Origin of the sequence: Carnobacterium gallinarum DSM 4847, from assembly GCF_000744375.1 — a bacterium.
In the GTDB taxonomy this organism is placed as follows: domain Bacteria; phylum Bacillota; class Bacilli; order Lactobacillales; family Carnobacteriaceae; genus Carnobacterium; species Carnobacterium gallinarum.
This window is the reverse complement of record NZ_JQLU01000004.1, coordinates 129,528-144,868: the sequence shown is the minus strand read 5'-3', so window position 1 is coordinate 144,868 and position 15,341 is coordinate 129,528. Positions and strand designations below refer to the sequence as shown.

The window sequence follows — 15,341 nt, the reverse complement described above, 5'->3', positions numbered from 1 at the left end:
TTATACAGACTGACCAAAGATACGCATTTTGATTTCACGTCCTGTTGGCGTATCTGCCAACCCTCCTTCTGCTGTTTCTTTAAAGATTGCCGGCATTTGTCTTCCGACTTTGTACATCGCTTCAACCACTTCATCTGTTGGAATGACACTAGTAATCCCCGCTAAAGCCATATCTGCTGATATCATTGCTTGTGAGGCACCTAGAGCATTACGTTTGACACAAGGTACTTCCACTAAACCCGCTACTGGATCACAGATTAACCCCATCATATTTTTCAAAACCATCGCAATTGCCGCGCTACACATTTCAGGTGTTCCCCCTGCTGCATCGACTAACGCGGCACTAGCAATCGCACTAGCACTGCCGATTTCTGCTTGACAACCACCTTCTGCTCCACTAATTGAAGCATTATTAGCAATGACTAATCCAAATGCTCCTGCAACAAATAAAAAGCGTACCATGGCATCACGATCCATAGTTAATCGATCTTTTGCAGCAAATAAAACGCCAGGAACAACGCCTGCACTACCTGCCGTTGGCGTAGCACAAATCAAACCCATTGCCGCATTTACTTCATTGGTAGCAATCGCATTTTGAACAGCGATTAAAATGGTTTCTCCGCTTAAAAAGTTTCCAGCAGCTAAATAGGCTTCTAATTTAGTTGCATCGCCGCCTGTTAATCCAGTTGCTGATTTTACACCCGCATTGCCTTTTTTAGCAGCACTTTCCATAACGGCTAGCTGTTGCTCCATTTTACTAATAACTTCTTCACGAGGCATTCTTGTAGTAACTGATTCTAATTGAATCATCACTTCGGCAATACTACCGACTTTATTGGCTTCTTCCACTAATTCTTTAATTGATTGAAACATTCTTCATTACTCCCTAATCATAATTTCTAGCCAACACTTACTTGCCAGCTTGCTAATTAATCCATTATACTTCTAAGATTATTGCTACGCAAGAATCATGGCAAAAAGCTGAACAAAGAGTCTTTGTCCAGCTTTTAAAATCCGTTTATTTAAAGAAACTTGCTTGTTTGATATGATCGACTTGTCTTAATTCCGTCAATGTTTCTCCAACTTCATATTGATCAATTTCAATCATCATAATCGCCTGTTGACCTTTCGATTCACGAGAGACCGTCATGGTGCCAATATTTATCCCTTTGTCAGCTAAAATATTAGAAACTTGAGCAATGATTCCTGGAACATCTTGATGAACAATTAAAAATGTAGGTTGATTCTCTTCCAATTGGATTTTAAAACCATTTACCTCAGAGATTTGAATTTTCCCACCACCAATTGAAATTCCTAAGACTGATAATGATTTTTCGTCATTAGACACAATCATTCTGACTGAATTAGGATGCTCAGCTTTTTCGTCAGTTGGAATAAATCGGACATCCATTCCCACTTCTTTAGCTATTTCAATTGAATCAGCTAAGCGTTCATCTGCAGGATCCATCCCTAATAAACCACCAACTAAAGCAATATCCGTTCCATGCCCACGATAGGTTTTGGCAAAAGATTCATACAAATAAATATCAACTTTTTTTGGCGTACTCCCAAAAATATTTTGAACTACTTTCCCAATTCGAGCGGCACCTGCAGTATGTGAACTACTAGGACCCACCATCACTGGGCCAATAATATCAAAAACACTATGATAACGTTGTGCCATTTTCATTTCCTCTTTTCTATTGTGCCAAATAAAGACTATTCAACAGATAAAATATAAGGATAAACCGGCTGATTCCCTTTGTGAAGTTCAACTTCAACATCGCTATATTCAGCTTCGATTGCCGCAACAACCTCTTCTGCTTCACTCATGCTGCCATCTTCACCTAAAATAATTGTAACAATTTCACTATCATCTGTAATCATTTCTTTTAACGTTGCAATTGTAACTTCTTGGCGATTTGGTTGAGAGATTTTAATCTTCCCTTCAATAATTCCCATGAAATCATTTTTCTTAATGGCAACACCATCAATCGTCGTATCACGAACAGCAACGGTTACTTGACCACTAACAACATTTTCTAATTCAGCCGTCATGTCTGCTTTATTTGTTTCCAAATCATTGGCATCATTAAAGGCCAACATAGCAGTCATTCCTTGTGAAATTGTTTTACTTGGAACAACAACAACAGGCGTATCGCTAACTTCTGCTGCTTGATCTGCAGCCATAAAGATATTTTTGTTGTTTGGTAAAATAATGACTTTTTCAGCATGAACTTCTGCAACAGCTTTTAAGATATCTTCTGTGCTTGGGTTCATTGTTTGACCACCACTAATGATGTAGTTGGCGCCTAAGCTCTTGAATAATTCTTGCACGCCTTCACCAGCAGCAATCGCAATAATACCGTATGGTGCTTTAGCAGCAGGTGCTGGAGCTTCTTTTTCATGGTCTAAAATTGTTTCATGTTGTAAACGCATATTGTCTACTTTAATTTTCATTAATGAACCGAATTTTTGACCATAGTTCATGACTTCACCTGGATGTTCTGTATGAACATGGACTTTAATGATTTCATCATCTGCAACAACTAGTAAAGAATCACCAATGCCATCTAAATGATTACGGAATGTTTCATAGTCAAATTCACTATCCACAGTTTCGCCCTCACCAATGTGAACCATAATTTCTGTACAGTAGCCATATTTAATATCTTCTGTCGCAATATGGTTAGAAACGCTACGGTGATGCTCAGCATTCACCATCTCTGTCATTTCTTTTTCATTTGGCTGATAATAATCTTCTGCAACAACATTTCCAGTTAGTGCTTCAAGGAATCCTTCGTAGACAAATAACAGTCCTTGTCCACCACTATCGACAACGCCCACTTCTTTAAGTACTGGAAGTAAATCTGGTGTTTTAGCTAATGATTTTTTTGCACCACGAACAACAGCTTCCATTACAGTAACTAAGTTATCTGTATCTTTAGCTTTCTTTTCGCCTGCTTTAGCTGATTCACGAGCAACAGTTAAAATTGTTCCTTCAACTGGTTTCATAACTGCTTTATAAGCTGTCTCCACACCACTTGTAAATGCAGCTGCAAATTCTTTCGCATTAATTGTTTGTTTTCCAGTAATTGACTTAGAGAATCCTCTAAATAATTGTGACAAAATTACGCCTGAATTACCACGAGCGCCCATTAATAAGCCTTTTGATAAGGCATTTGCTAATTCACCAATCTCATCTGAAGTTGATGAATTAACTGATTTTGCTCCACTTGTCATTGATAAATTCATATTTGTTCCAGTATCGCCATCTGGCACTGGGAAAACATTTAATGAATTCACAAATTCAGCATTTTTATTTAAGCGTTTGGCACCAATGGCTACCATTGCTTGAAATTGTTTACCTTCTAATTTTGTTACTTCCACCGATATTATCCTCCTTAGTCACTCGTTTCATTAAATAAGTGACAATGACTATTATTTGAAATTAGTCTTGCATGACGCGAACGCCTTGAACATAAACGTTAACTGCATTAGCAGAAACACCTAGCATTGTTTCTAAATTGTATTTTACTTTTTCTTGTACATTACGACAAACTTCTGAAATTTTTGTTCCATAGCTGACAATTGTAAATACATCAACAGCAACTCCATTTTCTTCTTGTCTGACCACAACGCCACGAGAATAGTTTTCTTTTTTTAGAATATCATTTAAGTTATCACGAATTTGATTTTTACTAGCCATGCCTACAATACCGTATATATCTGTAGCTGCCCCACCTACTACTGTTGCAATCACATCATTTGTAATATCGATTGTACCAAATTGTGTTTTGATCTTAACTGCCATTTTGAAAGTCCTCCTTTTGGCTTTTAAGCCATAAATTACTATTCTATATTTTATCATAGCTACTGCCTTTTTAAAAGGATAATTGATGAAACTATCTGTCTATCTTATCTTTTTGTCATTTTAGAGTACATTTATTATTTTTTTCATGTGATTATCAGAAGCTTTCGGCTTAAAGGAACAAATTAAAATGCAACACGTCTTCTTACTCTCGTTAAATAAAACCTGTCAAGTAAAAATACTTGAAAGAAAACTATTGCAAAATGAATGTAATTATGATAAATTATTGAAGTATGAGTATTGAAGCTTTGCTTCGAGATATCGGCAAAGGAGGTAAGAATAATGGCAAAAGAATGTTTTATTACTGGTCGTAAGACTAAAAGCGGAAATCGCCGCTCGCATGCAATGAACGCTAACAAACGTACTTGGAAAGCTAACTTACAAAAAGTTCGTATTTTAGTTGACGGTAAACCTAAAAAAGTTTGGGTTTCTACTCGCGCACTTAAATCAGGTAAAGTTGAACGTGTTTAATCTAAATAAATGAGGAACCTTGTTTTTTATAAGCTAGGTTCTTTTTTTGTATCAAAAAATAAAAAAAGTTGGAATCAGATCAGCATTACGCTATCGAATTTCAACCTTTTTCACTTCATTCTTAGTCTTTACTTTGAATAACAGCTAAAACACCTTCCACAAACGAAAAACGTCCCGTTTCCCCAACAAACTCATTACTAGCTAACGAAATAGGATAATCAAAATTAGCTTCCGTCAATTGATATTTTTCATCATACAGCGTTAATTTTTTAATGGCAGTTAATCCAACAAATGCTAAATATTTTTTATTTGCTTCTTTGGAAATTTCATACTCACCTGGCAAATAAAACGTAATCGTATTTTGAGTATCCACTAATTTAATCTTACTAGCATGTGGTTTGAAGCGTGGTTGTAACACCATCCATAAATTTGCTAAAAGATGATCGACTCTCCCAGCAGTCGCTCCATAAATGATAACCTCATCTGCCTTTAACTCATTTAACGCAACAGCAACTGCCATTTCTGTATCTGTTTCATCTTTTTCAGCTTTTGAAATCCGCACATCATGAATTTGTTCTTGAATAGAGCGTAGTTCTTCTGAAGTAATGGAGTCAAAATCGCCTAAGGAGATTACTGGTTTGATTCCTTTAGCTAGAAGACGTAATGTGCCTCGATCAACACCTATCCATTCTGTTTCTATCGCTTCAATCTGACTAAAGTCAGGAATCATCTTTTCTGGTCCACCAACTAAAAGAGCTACTCTTTTTTTCATTTAAATCAACGCATCCTTTAAATTCTGAATTTGTTCATTTGGATTTTCAGCATTATAAATATAAGAACCTGCTACGAAAACATCTGCTCCAGCTAATTTACATTTTTTAGCTGTTTCAGGTGAAATTCCACCATCAACTTCAATTTCATAATGATAGTTCTTTCCTTCTCTCAATTCTTTTAATGTAGTAATTTTTGCTAACATTTCTTCAATAAAACTTTGACCACCAAAACCAGGATTAACCGTCATAACTAAAACCATATCGCATTCAGCAAGTACATGTTTCACTGCTTCAACAGGTGTTCCAGGATTTAAAACTACTCCAGCTTTGACACCTGCATTTTTAATCATTTGAATGGCACGATGAATATGAGGTGTGCTTTCCACATGAACCGTAATAATATCTGCGCCAGCTTTGGCAAAATCTTCAATATATTTTTCTGGATTTTCAATCATTAAATGACAGTCTAACGGTAATTTTGTTGCTGGGCGAATTGCCGAAACAATATTTGGCCCTAAAGTAATATTTGGCACAAAATGCCCGTCCATTACATCCACATGAATATAATCTGCTCCGCCTTTTTCAACAAGTTGAATATCTCTTTCTAAATTAGCAAAATCTGCGCTTAAAATTGATGGTGCAATCTTCATTATAGTTTCCTCACTTCTCATTTTAGTTTAGTTAATTTTTTTTACCATATTTAGGTTTACGATTTTCAATTTCTTCTAAAAATTGCAAATAATGTTTGTAGCGTGATTCCAAAATCTCACCTGACTCTACTTCAGTTTTAACTTGACAGCCTGGTTCATTTCGATGCTTACACCCTCTAAAGCGGCAATCATGTTGGACCGCTACAAATTCAGGAAATAATTCTGGTAACTCATCGACTTCTACTTCTAAAAAATCAATCGAACTAAACCCAGGAGTATCGGCTACTAAACCGTCATACAAAGGTACTAATTCCACATGTCTAGTCGTATGTTTTCCACGTCCCAATGCATTAGAAATCTCACCAGTTTTCAATGCTAACTCTGGTGCAATCTGATTTAACAAAGTTGACTTTCCTGCTCCAGATTGCCCCATAAACACCGTTAATTGATTCTTAAAATAAGGCGTTAATTCTGCAATTGGGGCTTGATTTAATTCCGTTTCAGGCAAAATCACTGAATACCCAATTTTTTCATAAGCTGCCTTCATTTGCTGCATTTCTTGGTACTGCTCTACAGTCAACAAATCAATCTTTGTTATATAAATCAACGCTTTAATTTGTTTGCTTTCTAAGGTTACTAGAAAACGATCTAGTAAATTCGTTGAAAAATTAGGTTCAATTGCTGACATCACAACAACGCCTAAATCAACATTAGCCACAGTTGGACGAATTAATTCATTTTTTCGCGGCAATAAATCTTTTAAAATACCTTCATCTTGATTGCCACTTTCAAAAATAACTTCATCTCCAACTAAAGGAGTCAAAGATCGATTACGAAAATTCCCTCTACCTCTTGTTTGATAAGTTACTCCATCATGATAGACATAATAAAATCCACTTAAGGCTTTTCTTATTTGACCTCTTGGCAAAAAATCCACTCCTCTTTCGTTTAAACTCGCTCCCCTTTACTCTACTTAATGCCTTCCAATATTGCAACTATTTTCGTTAAATTTTTAAAATAAAAGAGAGTCCCCTCTCAGTATAAGCAGAAATTTTAGAATTACTTGTTACAGATAAATAGATACAAACTAATCTCTATTTTCTATCAACCACTATAACAAAGAGAGCGCATGAAACAAAATTGTTTTCCAATTTTAGTTCATGCACTCTCTTTTATTGAATTGCCTCTAAAATCATTGGATCTTTAATCTTTTGATCGGCGCTTAACAGAATCAATTTTGACATAATTTCTGCTGTCCGTGGATCTTCGTCTACAAAAGGTAAGAACAAACGACCTCGATGTTGCGATTGAACAGCTAGAATTGGAATCATCCGTCCACCTATTTGATGTACGACTCCACTTCCTAGATGTAGTGAATATTCAGCTAGTTGACCTTTGATAAGCGCATGATGTTTTTTAACATGTACATTATCCAATTTCAGTAAATTACTTAATTCTTCTACTAGAACTGCTCTAGTTTCGATTGTTGAGAAACTTGTTTCTGGATCAACACCGCCTACATGAGCCACGCTGACTACTAAGTCCATATCCCGCATCACTTCAGAAAAAATAAGCGGTGGCACCTCTTCCATAAATAAACGTTTGCCCGTTTTACGGTGATAGAAAAGTACCCCTTCAATTGTTGGTGCTTCAATATCTGCTGGGGAAAACCAATCTGCCATTGCATACAATGTTGCAATGATATCCTCTTCATAATAAACTTTTCTTAAACCATCTTCATAACTCACAACCCAATCACGATTCTTCAAAAGGGCAACTGTTTTTTGTGGCTGAATCTGATGACCTGCATAACGTTTAGATTCTTTTGTTGCTTTTTCATCTTCATTAGGCAAATACAGTTCTCTAAAGACTTGTTTAAAGGGTTGGACAATCTCCTCTTCAAATAAGATATGCTGAATTTGTCGCCATTTGCCACTTTGATATAAATCATACGGATGAGCGATTCGCACAAGAGTATCAGCTGGCAATTCGACTAGCTCTTTTTCAACATTGCGAATTCCTTCTGAACTTAAGAAACCAACATAGTCATTTTTGCCACCAAGAATTACTAATTTATCTAACATTGGTTGAATAACTGGATGTTGTAACAAAGCGGTTAATTCCCCAGCTTCAAATTCAATTCCTTTTTCCATCGCTTGCTCTAATGATTTACGTGAACGACGATATTGCTCTTTAAGCTTTTTACGAATTTCTTGTAGCTCAACAATATAAGGTACTTTTTTTAAATTGGCTGGGATACTTTTTAGTTTTTTCTCTGCTTTTTCAACTTGAATAGAAGCTGAACCTTGATCGTCGATTTCTAAATGAACTTTAGCGTCTTCAATTTCTTTTGGTATAAAATAATTTTGCAGTTCGTGTAAATCGAAAATTTCCATTCGCCAGCTAAAACGTGTGACATCCCCGTCCCCTGCATTACGTGCTAAGTTTTCTAAGGCAATCTGACTGGCCTTCCCTTCACTTGCCCGACGTTGTGCACCAAATTGTTTGCTTTCTTTAAGGAATTTTTGTAAATAATTATAACGTTGCCATGCATCTTTGACTGGATTACGTTTATTTAAAGGAATCAATCCTAAGCTGCGTAATTTATCCTTGTTACGTTTATCTGCAACTTCCGCTAATAATGGTTTTAATTTTAACTTTCCTAGCGAAGCATCTGCATATAGCTGAGAGCGACGATGTTTGCTGCCATCAGATGTATATTTGGCGCTATCATAAATTTGTTCAAAACGTTTCTTGCCAATCTCACGATAAGCCTCATTAAACCAGCGAACATCAAAGGCTCCTTCTTGGAAATCATCATTTTCAATTTCAGAATAACGTCCAATCTGATCCAGTTCAAATTGACTTCGATAGTCTGAGCTGTGGGCAGTAAAATACCAAGCTGTGCTTTTTAGACCTTTCCAGCCAAGATAATCACTCACTAGCTCAATCCATCTTGGATTATAAAGCATGGCTTCGATCAGCTGTTGCTCTGTAATCTTATACCGTTTTAGATTGGCTTTTAGATCAGCAACAGTATCCGTTTCTTTTGGTCTAGTGCTTTTTAAAAGACTAGAGAAAATCTCACGTTTCGTATAGCTATGTCCCGAAATATAACCTCTAACTAACTTTTCACCTTCTAAACTAGCAATAATATCAATAAAATGATCCACACCATAGACTTCCTTCACCTGATTCGCTAGATAACTGACTTCTGTTTTAGAGTCACCTCGTGTTAACTCAATTTCAAGAACACGCTCGCTAAAGATTGTCTTAAATTCTTTTAAAGCCGGATAATTCTTAAATGCCTCTTTATTCCAACGAGGATTAAGTAAATCTGATACAATCGTTACACGTCTTTTCGGCAGAAATAGTTCTTTAAAAAGAGCATCTTTTGGTAACAGATTTTCATCTAACGCTCGTCCAAAATCAGCAAGTGTCATTCCAACAAATCCAGTCTGTTCTTGCTTACCTTCTTGATCTAATTTTACTTGCGCGCGAAACGTTTCTTCTTGCCTGATTGCGACTAAATTAGCAAAATCTTTAGCTGTTTCAACAGAATTTTTTAAATAATAAGATAAGTTCCTAATAAATGAAATATTGCTATAGTCGTAAATTTCATTTCTATAATGATTTTCACGAAAAACACAAGGATTATGAATCCATTTTTCAACTGGGATACTCGCTAGTACTTCGCATTTTAATCTATAAAATAACTCAAAGGGTGATATAGTCTTGCTATTTAGTTGAATATCTGTTGCTTTTAGCTCTAAATAGATTGAATCTAGAATCTTTCGAATAGTATTGATATAAGGTAAATCAGCCGCAAGTATATTGATGGCTTCCATCTTATCTAAATCAAAAAATAAACCAACTTCTTTAAGCGCTTCTTTCGTTAGTCCTTCTTTCCAAGATAAAAAACGATAATAATTATCACCATCACAAAAATCAAGTTGAACTAGCTCAAGCAAGGTGATATTTTCTGCTTTCATCCATTCTAACCAAATTTCGCCTAAGGGATAATTTAAGATAGATTTAGTCGCTGCATGTTCATCGTATTTTTCATACAAGATACCGATACCATCATCGCTACCAAGAATTTCGCTGATTTTTTCTTTTGTCCTTATAATAATTGATTCATACTCATATTCTCGATGTTGATGAATCAAATCAGATAAACTTTTTAGCTTGGCGCTTAATTTTTTTACATCAAAAGCAAAAAATTGTTTCAGCGTTCCATTAGCATCCGTTGCTAGCGCTGGAATATTAGGAGTTGGATACTCTGCTTGATACAAACCAAAGCCATTACTGCGACTATAGCGAAATGCTTCCTGTATTTGAAATCCATCTATCAGTTTTAACTCTTTCGCCGTTGGTTTTTGAATATAACTTATGAGTTGTGGAATTTCCTCAGAAGTTAGTTGTTGATTATTTTTTAACTGTAAAATTAGATCAAGCCCGCCTAAACGCTTTTCTTGCTTTTTATCTGTTAACAAACGCTCTATTATTTCGTTTATTTGATGAGCCGAACTTTTTTGAAGAATCTCTAGCGAAGCTTGACGAATCACTCCAGATTTTAACGCTAACATATCTTCAATTTTAACTAGTTCTTCTGGTGTCAGTTGTAACTCTTTAATAATTTTTAAAGCTGTGTCGCGATTGCTACTACTACGATCTTTTAATGCTTCAAAAAGGAACTCTCGACTTCTCACTGTTTTCGGCGGCGAGCATTCTAAAAATAATAGATAGCTCCGATTTTCAGGAGTCATTTTACTTCCTTGGTTCATTAAATGTTCCAGCCAAATTTGATTTTCTTGTGCCTTAGCAATTAAAATCAAGCGTTCGTAAATAGATTCTTGCGTTAACGCAATGGCAATCCATGGAAAAGGTTTTCCTACAACTTCATAGGTTTTTCCATTTGTTGCTTCTAGAAGGCTCTCTAAACGCTGATAAAATTCTGGAGAAATAGTTTTCACATAGTTATTATTTTCTAAAAATTTAGTAAACCTTTGATTACTATCAGAATTTTGATTTAAATAGACCCTTTGACTAACAACATGTTGCATAGCAAAGGTTAGTACATCTAAATCATCAGTTGTTAGAATTAATTGTTCAACTAATTGAAATTGAAATTCTGATTGATCAAAACCCATTAAGAAATAAAGAGCGCTTAACTGTTGATGCTTTTTCTGCGTTACTAATTTTTCAATATACGGAACTGTTTCTTCATGATTACGTGTCGCAGCTGCCCAAAGTCCGGCATAGTTTTGAATCATATCTTCACTAGCAATATATGAATCAATTAACTCTGGATTCACTAATGCTTCATAGGATAAGTCCAATAATTTAACGATTACTTTTTTATCCTCAACGTTATAACCTAAGCCCGTCCAAGTGCTTACGGCTCTTTGAACTGCTGAGAAACGAATTAAATCATTTTCACGAATGAGTTTCATGAAGAAGAGCAACGTTTCAACGGATCCTGAATCGGCTGCTTCAAGAATACTTTGGCGTAAACCTTCTTGACGTTGTGCTGCTAACAAAAGCTTGCTTGGAGATTCTAAGCAGACAGGATTGCCACTTTTAATAATCGCTATAAGAATCGAGCGATTTAGCATAGTATTATTTTCACTAAATAAATAATCGTCGATTAATTCTAGTGCTTGAGGATTATTTTTAGTTAGTTCTAACGCTAGCTTAGCTTCTAAATAAACAGTCGTTGTTTTTACTTCTTTCGTTTTTTTGTCTGTACAGACCGTATAACAGTAGCCGTTTATATCATATTGATGTAAGTTTCTACCAATTTTAAGTATGTCTTGTTGGACATTTAATTCCATTTTATAAAGTAAGTAAATAATCGATTCTGCATGATGACGAATAGGATCTAATGTATGATAGGAACGACGATAAATTCCATATTGAAATTGTTGATCTTTTAACGCTTCACACATCTCTTGTATTTCTGGCGCTTTTTCTTTTCCAACAATGGCAACTACTAATTTAAATAAGCCTAAGTCAAATAATTCAGTGATTGTTTTTGCTTTAGATGTCTGAATTAATCGTTTAAATTCTTCAATCGTTTTAGTATATATATATCCATCGTAATTTTTTGTTTCTAACCAAATATATTGTTTCGCTAATTCTTGGGCAAATCCAGTTAAATCTGCTGTTTTCTGCTCTAATCGTTCCTGATATTCTGCTACTGTTTCCATCTTACTTCCTACTCTCTACCACATGCGTCCTGATAGCATGGTTAATTTTATAAACGTGAAAACATCTTCTTCTTTTAAACTTAAAGGCGTTGTTAAATCTGTAATTTCTTGATCATTGATTAAGACTAAATAAATTCCATCTTTAAAACTTTGTAAAGCGTTCTCAATCGCTAGCTGAACGTCTTGTTGTTTCTCACTTTGCTTTCTACCAAAACCAATTTTTCCATTTCCGGCTGCCTCTTCTAGATCATTATCAATCAAATAGTGAAAAACCAGTTGATCTACCGGCTTTTGATTGAACTCCGTTACGTTTTGAGTGACTAGTTCTGTTAAAATTTCTTCTAACGTTCTTATTTTAGTTAATTCAGTTGTTTGTAATTCTAAGACTGGACGCCGTTTGCCTAATGCTTTTACTTGCGTATAAAGTTTCACTTTTTCAATCCTTTCTTTAGTTCATTGATTTTATATTTTATCATAGTCCATATATCTGTTAAAGCTAAATAAAAAAAGCTTCTCCTAAAAAGTGGGTATACCCCACCCTTCAAAAGAAACTTCTGACACTTATCTCTATTGTGTCACTGTATTAGATTCAATCTCAACACCGTCACGTAAAATCTTATAACGTGCTGTTCCACCTTCTTTAATCTTAAACGTTACATCAATTACTTCAGTCGCTGTAATTGTTTTTGTAATCACTGGCGAATTAAAGTTATTTTCTTCATCTTCAATGTAAACCTCAAATTTACTTGGTTCATTGACTGGAGCTACACTAGAAGAGCTACTGCTACTTGAACTGCTATTTCCACTATCACTAGTAGAATCAGTAGTTGTTTGACTATTTTCAGCTGTCGCTGAACTTGTTTTCTTCGCAACATACGTTAATGTTAATTTTTTAGTTACAGAATTAACTAGAACTTCTTTTGGTCCATTAGATAATGTAACCGAAATCGAGTCTCCACGGAAAACCGTCTCACCAGCTTGTGGAGTTTGCGCCATTACTAAACCAGCCGCTACAGTATTGGAGTAGTCATAATTATACGTAGCTTTTAAACCTTGCGCTGATGCAATATCATCCACATCTTTTTTACTATACGTAGACATGTCTGGCATTACATAACCTTGCTCCCCTTTACTGATTGTAAAGATAATCTGAGTTTCACTAGGAACAACTTCCTGACCACTTTGTATATTTTGCTCGATAATTTGACCTTTTGGACTGTCACTAAAGACTTCTACAGGCGTTTTGATATCATACTTTGCATTTGTTAGTTTGGCTTTGACAACTTGGAAATCTTCCCCAACGTAGTTGCCGAATTTTTCAGTTGCTTTCCCAGTACTCACAATTAGATCAATTTTTGTGTTTTCTTTAACCGTACGATCACCCTTAGGATTTGTACGAATGATTTTGCCTTCTTCAACATCTGAATTAGCTTCTTGAGAAGTTTCACCAACTTTTAGTTTTGCCTCTGTTAGTTTTGAAGTTGCCTGATCCTCGGTTAATCCTGTTACATTTGGAATTTTCACATCTTTAGGACCACTCATAGCAATGGCGAAGAATCCACCAACGAGTAATAAAACGACCGCTAATATAGAAAAAATAACGATTTTCTTATTTTTAGATTTTTTCGTTTTGGATACTTTTTCATTCTCATTTGGTGTCTCAGACTCAACTATCGAAGCTTCTTCCTCTTCAACTACAGGAATCGGCGTCAAAATTTTTGTATCTTCCATCATACTTGCTGGCTCAAACTTAGGTTCAGACGCTCGTTGTGGAGATAAAGCTGTCGTTAAATCGGCTGACATTTCTTCTGCTGATTGATAGCGATCGCTGGCTTCTTTAGCAGTTGCTTTTAACACAACATTCTCTAAAGCTTGCGGAATGCGTCCATCAAAAGCTTTGACCGACGGAACCGTTTCTTGGAAATGTTTTAAGGCAATAGATACTGCCGATTCTCCTTCAAAAGGTACATTCCCTGTCAACAATTCATAGAGAATAATTCCCAACGCATAAATATCTGATTGTTTTGTTGCCATACTGCCACGAGCTTGTTCTGGTGATAAATAATGTACCGAACCTAGTAGTGAATTGGTTTGAGTAATTGATGTTTCTGATAATGCAACGGCAATTCCAAAATCAGTAATTTTTACTACTCCCGCTTCATCAATCAACACATTCTGTGGCTTTAAATCACGATGAATAATCCGATTTCTATGGGCATCCGATACGGCTGAAAGGATTTGCTCCATAATATCAATGACCTTTTGGTATGGAATCGGAAAATGATGCACAATATATTTTTTTAAATCTGTACCCGGTACATATTCCATGACAATATATTGGAAATTATCCTCCTCACCAACATCGTAAACACTGACAATATTCGGATGAACTAATTCTGTTGCAGAAAGAGCTTCCCTTTGAAAACGTCTAATAATATCTTTATCTTCTCTAAAGTCATATCGCAGTACTTTGACTGCTACATCTCGATCTAAGATTAAATCGTGGGCTAAATAGACATTTGCCATACCACCGCCACCGACAGTACCAATGATCTTATAGCGTCCACTTAATTTTGTACCTATTTCCATAGACGTTATTGCTCCTCTCTCATGGCAAAATCAGCTAATAAAACCGTAATATTATCAGCTCCACCTTGTTCATTAGCTAGCGTTACTAGCGATTCCACTTTATCTTCTAGTAAAATTTTCTCACTTAAAATGTTTAAAATAGTATCATCTGTCACCATATTGGTTAAACCATCAGAACAAAGTAATAAAATATCTTCTGGTAAAATTTGGAATATGGTAATATCAATATCGATTTCAGAAGAAACGCCTAATGATCTAGTTAATACATTTTTTCGAGGATGGTTTGCGGCTGCTTCTGACGTAATCTCGCCACTTTTCACCAACTCATTTACAAGAGAATGGTCTTCCGTTAACTGAATTAATTTTTGATTGGAATATAAATAACCGCGGCTATCCCCAATATTAGCAATCACCAATTCATGTTCAAATAAAACCGCTGCAACTAATGTTGTTCCCATTCCATCTAAATCAGAAAATTGATTTGATTTTCCAACAATTCTTTCATTCTCAAGACTAATTTGTTTTAACATCCACTGAGTCACTTCTTCAGCAGTTGTAAAATTGGTTTCTTCCCAAGCATGACCCAGATGTGAAACAGCCATTTCACTAGCAACATCACCAGCTTTATGACCACCCATTCCATCACAAACAACAACTAGCTTTAAGCCAACTTGATTGTCAAATTGTCCAGCAAAATCTTGATTATTTTTTCTTATTTTTCCGACATCACTATGAAATACAACGTGCATTTCTCCACCTCATTCAAATCTTCATA

At 35.5% G+C, this 15,341-nt stretch carries 12 protein-coding genes; 1 reads left to right on the top strand and 11 read right to left on the bottom strand.

What is annotated here, in order from left to right; genetic code table 11:
• From sdaAA to BR43_RS03390, 4 genes are all read right to left on the bottom strand, one after another.
• Positions 1 to 873: an L-serine ammonia-lyase, iron-sulfur-dependent, subunit alpha gene (sdaAA, locus tag BR43_RS03405; RefSeq protein WP_034559497.1), complete on the bottom strand. Its 873-nt coding sequence runs from the start codon at positions 871 to 873 to the stop codon at positions 1 to 3.
• A 145-nt stretch (positions 874 to 1,018) separates the two neighbouring features.
• A complete protein-coding gene (gene sdaAB, locus BR43_RS03400; protein ID WP_034559494.1) occupies positions 1,019 to 1,684 on the bottom strand; it encodes an L-serine ammonia-lyase, iron-sulfur-dependent subunit beta in 666 nt (221 codons plus the stop codon).
• A gap of 35 nt (positions 1,685 to 1,719) precedes the next feature.
• Positions 1,720 to 3,390 (bottom strand): DAK2 domain-containing protein, encoded by a 1,671-nt coding sequence (locus tag BR43_RS03395; RefSeq protein WP_034559491.1) that lies wholly within the window; start codon positions 3,388 to 3,390, stop codon positions 1,720 to 1,722.
• A 61-nt stretch (positions 3,391 to 3,451) separates the two neighbouring features.
• The gene (locus BR43_RS03390; protein WP_034559490.1) at positions 3,452 to 3,814 is read right to left on the bottom strand and encodes an Asp23/Gls24 family envelope stress response protein; all 363 of its coding nucleotides are present in this window, start codon (positions 3,812 to 3,814) and stop codon (positions 3,452 to 3,454) included.
• A gap of 339 nt (positions 3,815 to 4,153) precedes the next feature.
• On the opposite strand from BR43_RS03390, the gene rpmB reads away from it, so the two are divergent.
• Entirely contained in the window at positions 4,154 to 4,342 is a 189-nt protein-coding gene (rpmB, locus tag BR43_RS03385; RefSeq protein WP_034559488.1) for a 50S ribosomal protein L28, read from the top strand.
• A gap of 121 nt (positions 4,343 to 4,463) precedes the next feature.
• Here rpmB and BR43_RS03380 read toward each other — a convergent pair whose 3' ends face one another.
• The 7 genes from BR43_RS03380 to BR43_RS03350 all read right to left on the bottom strand — a co-directional run bounded on the left by BR43_RS03380 (position 4,464) and on the right by BR43_RS03350 (position 15,315).
• Positions 4,464 to 5,114, bottom strand: coding sequence for a thiamine diphosphokinase (locus tag BR43_RS03380; protein ID WP_034559485.1), 651 nt, complete (start codon positions 5,112 to 5,114; stop codon positions 4,464 to 4,466).
• Entirely contained in the window at positions 5,115 to 5,765 is a 651-nt protein-coding gene (gene rpe, locus BR43_RS03375; RefSeq protein ID WP_034559483.1) for a ribulose-phosphate 3-epimerase, read from the bottom strand.
• A 31-nt stretch (positions 5,766 to 5,796) separates the two neighbouring features.
• Positions 5,797 to 6,693, bottom strand: a complete 897-nt coding sequence (rsgA, locus tag BR43_RS03370) for a ribosome small subunit-dependent GTPase A (protein ID WP_034559481.1) — start codon at positions 6,691 to 6,693, stop codon at positions 5,797 to 5,799.
• Positions 6,694 to 6,937: 244 nt separating this feature from the next.
• A complete protein-coding gene (locus BR43_RS03365) occupies positions 6,938 to 11,977 on the bottom strand; it encodes a DUF4132 domain-containing protein (protein ID WP_051933798.1) in 5,040 nt (1,679 codons plus the stop codon).
• 15 nt (positions 11,978 to 11,992) lie between these two features.
• Entirely contained in the window at positions 11,993 to 12,409 is a 417-nt protein-coding gene (locus BR43_RS03360) for a hypothetical protein (protein WP_034559479.1), read from the bottom strand.
• A gap of 135 nt (positions 12,410 to 12,544) precedes the next feature.
• Positions 12,545 to 14,566: a Stk1 family PASTA domain-containing Ser/Thr kinase gene (pknB, locus tag BR43_RS03355; RefSeq protein WP_034559477.1), complete on the bottom strand. Its 2,022-nt coding sequence runs from the start codon at positions 14,564 to 14,566 to the stop codon at positions 12,545 to 12,547.
• A gap of 5 nt (positions 14,567 to 14,571) precedes the next feature.
• Positions 14,572 to 15,315, bottom strand: a complete 744-nt coding sequence (locus BR43_RS03350) for a Stp1/IreP family PP2C-type Ser/Thr phosphatase (RefSeq protein WP_034559475.1) — start codon at positions 15,313 to 15,315, stop codon at positions 14,572 to 14,574.
• Positions 15,316 to 15,341: the final 26 nt, after the last annotated feature.

Excerpts from the sequence above, each read along its gene's own strand:
- sdaAA (WP_034559497.1), bottom strand. The coding sequence starts at position 873 with ATGTTTCAATCAATTAAAGAATTAGTGGAAGAAGCCAATAAAGTCGGT.
- sdaAB (WP_034559494.1), bottom strand. The coding sequence starts at position 1,684 with ATGGCACAACGTTATCATAGTGTTTTTGATATTATTGGCCCAGTGATG.
- BR43_RS03390 (WP_034559490.1), bottom strand. The coding sequence starts at position 3,814 with ATGGCAGTTAAGATCAAAACACAATTTGGTACAATCGATATTACAAAT.
- rpmB (WP_034559488.1), top strand. The coding sequence starts at position 4,154 with ATGGCAAAAGAATGTTTTATTACTGGTCGTAAGACTAAAAGCGGAAAT.
- BR43_RS03380 (WP_034559485.1), bottom strand. The coding sequence starts at position 5,114 with ATGAAAAAAAGAGTAGCTCTTTTAGTTGGTGGACCAGAAAAGATGATT.
- rpe (WP_034559483.1), bottom strand. The coding sequence starts at position 5,765 with ATGAAGATTGCACCATCAATTTTAAGCGCAGATTTTGCTAATTTAGAA.
- BR43_RS03365 (WP_051933798.1), bottom strand. The coding sequence starts at position 11,977 with ATGGAAACAGTAGCAGAATATCAGGAACGATTAGAGCAGAAAACAGCA.
- pknB (WP_034559477.1), bottom strand. The coding sequence starts at position 14,566 with ATGGAAATAGGTACAAAATTAAGTGGACGCTATAAGATCATTGGTACT.
- BR43_RS03350 (WP_034559475.1), bottom strand. The coding sequence starts at position 15,315 with ATGCACGTTGTATTTCATAGTGATGTCGGAAAAATAAGAAAAAATAAT.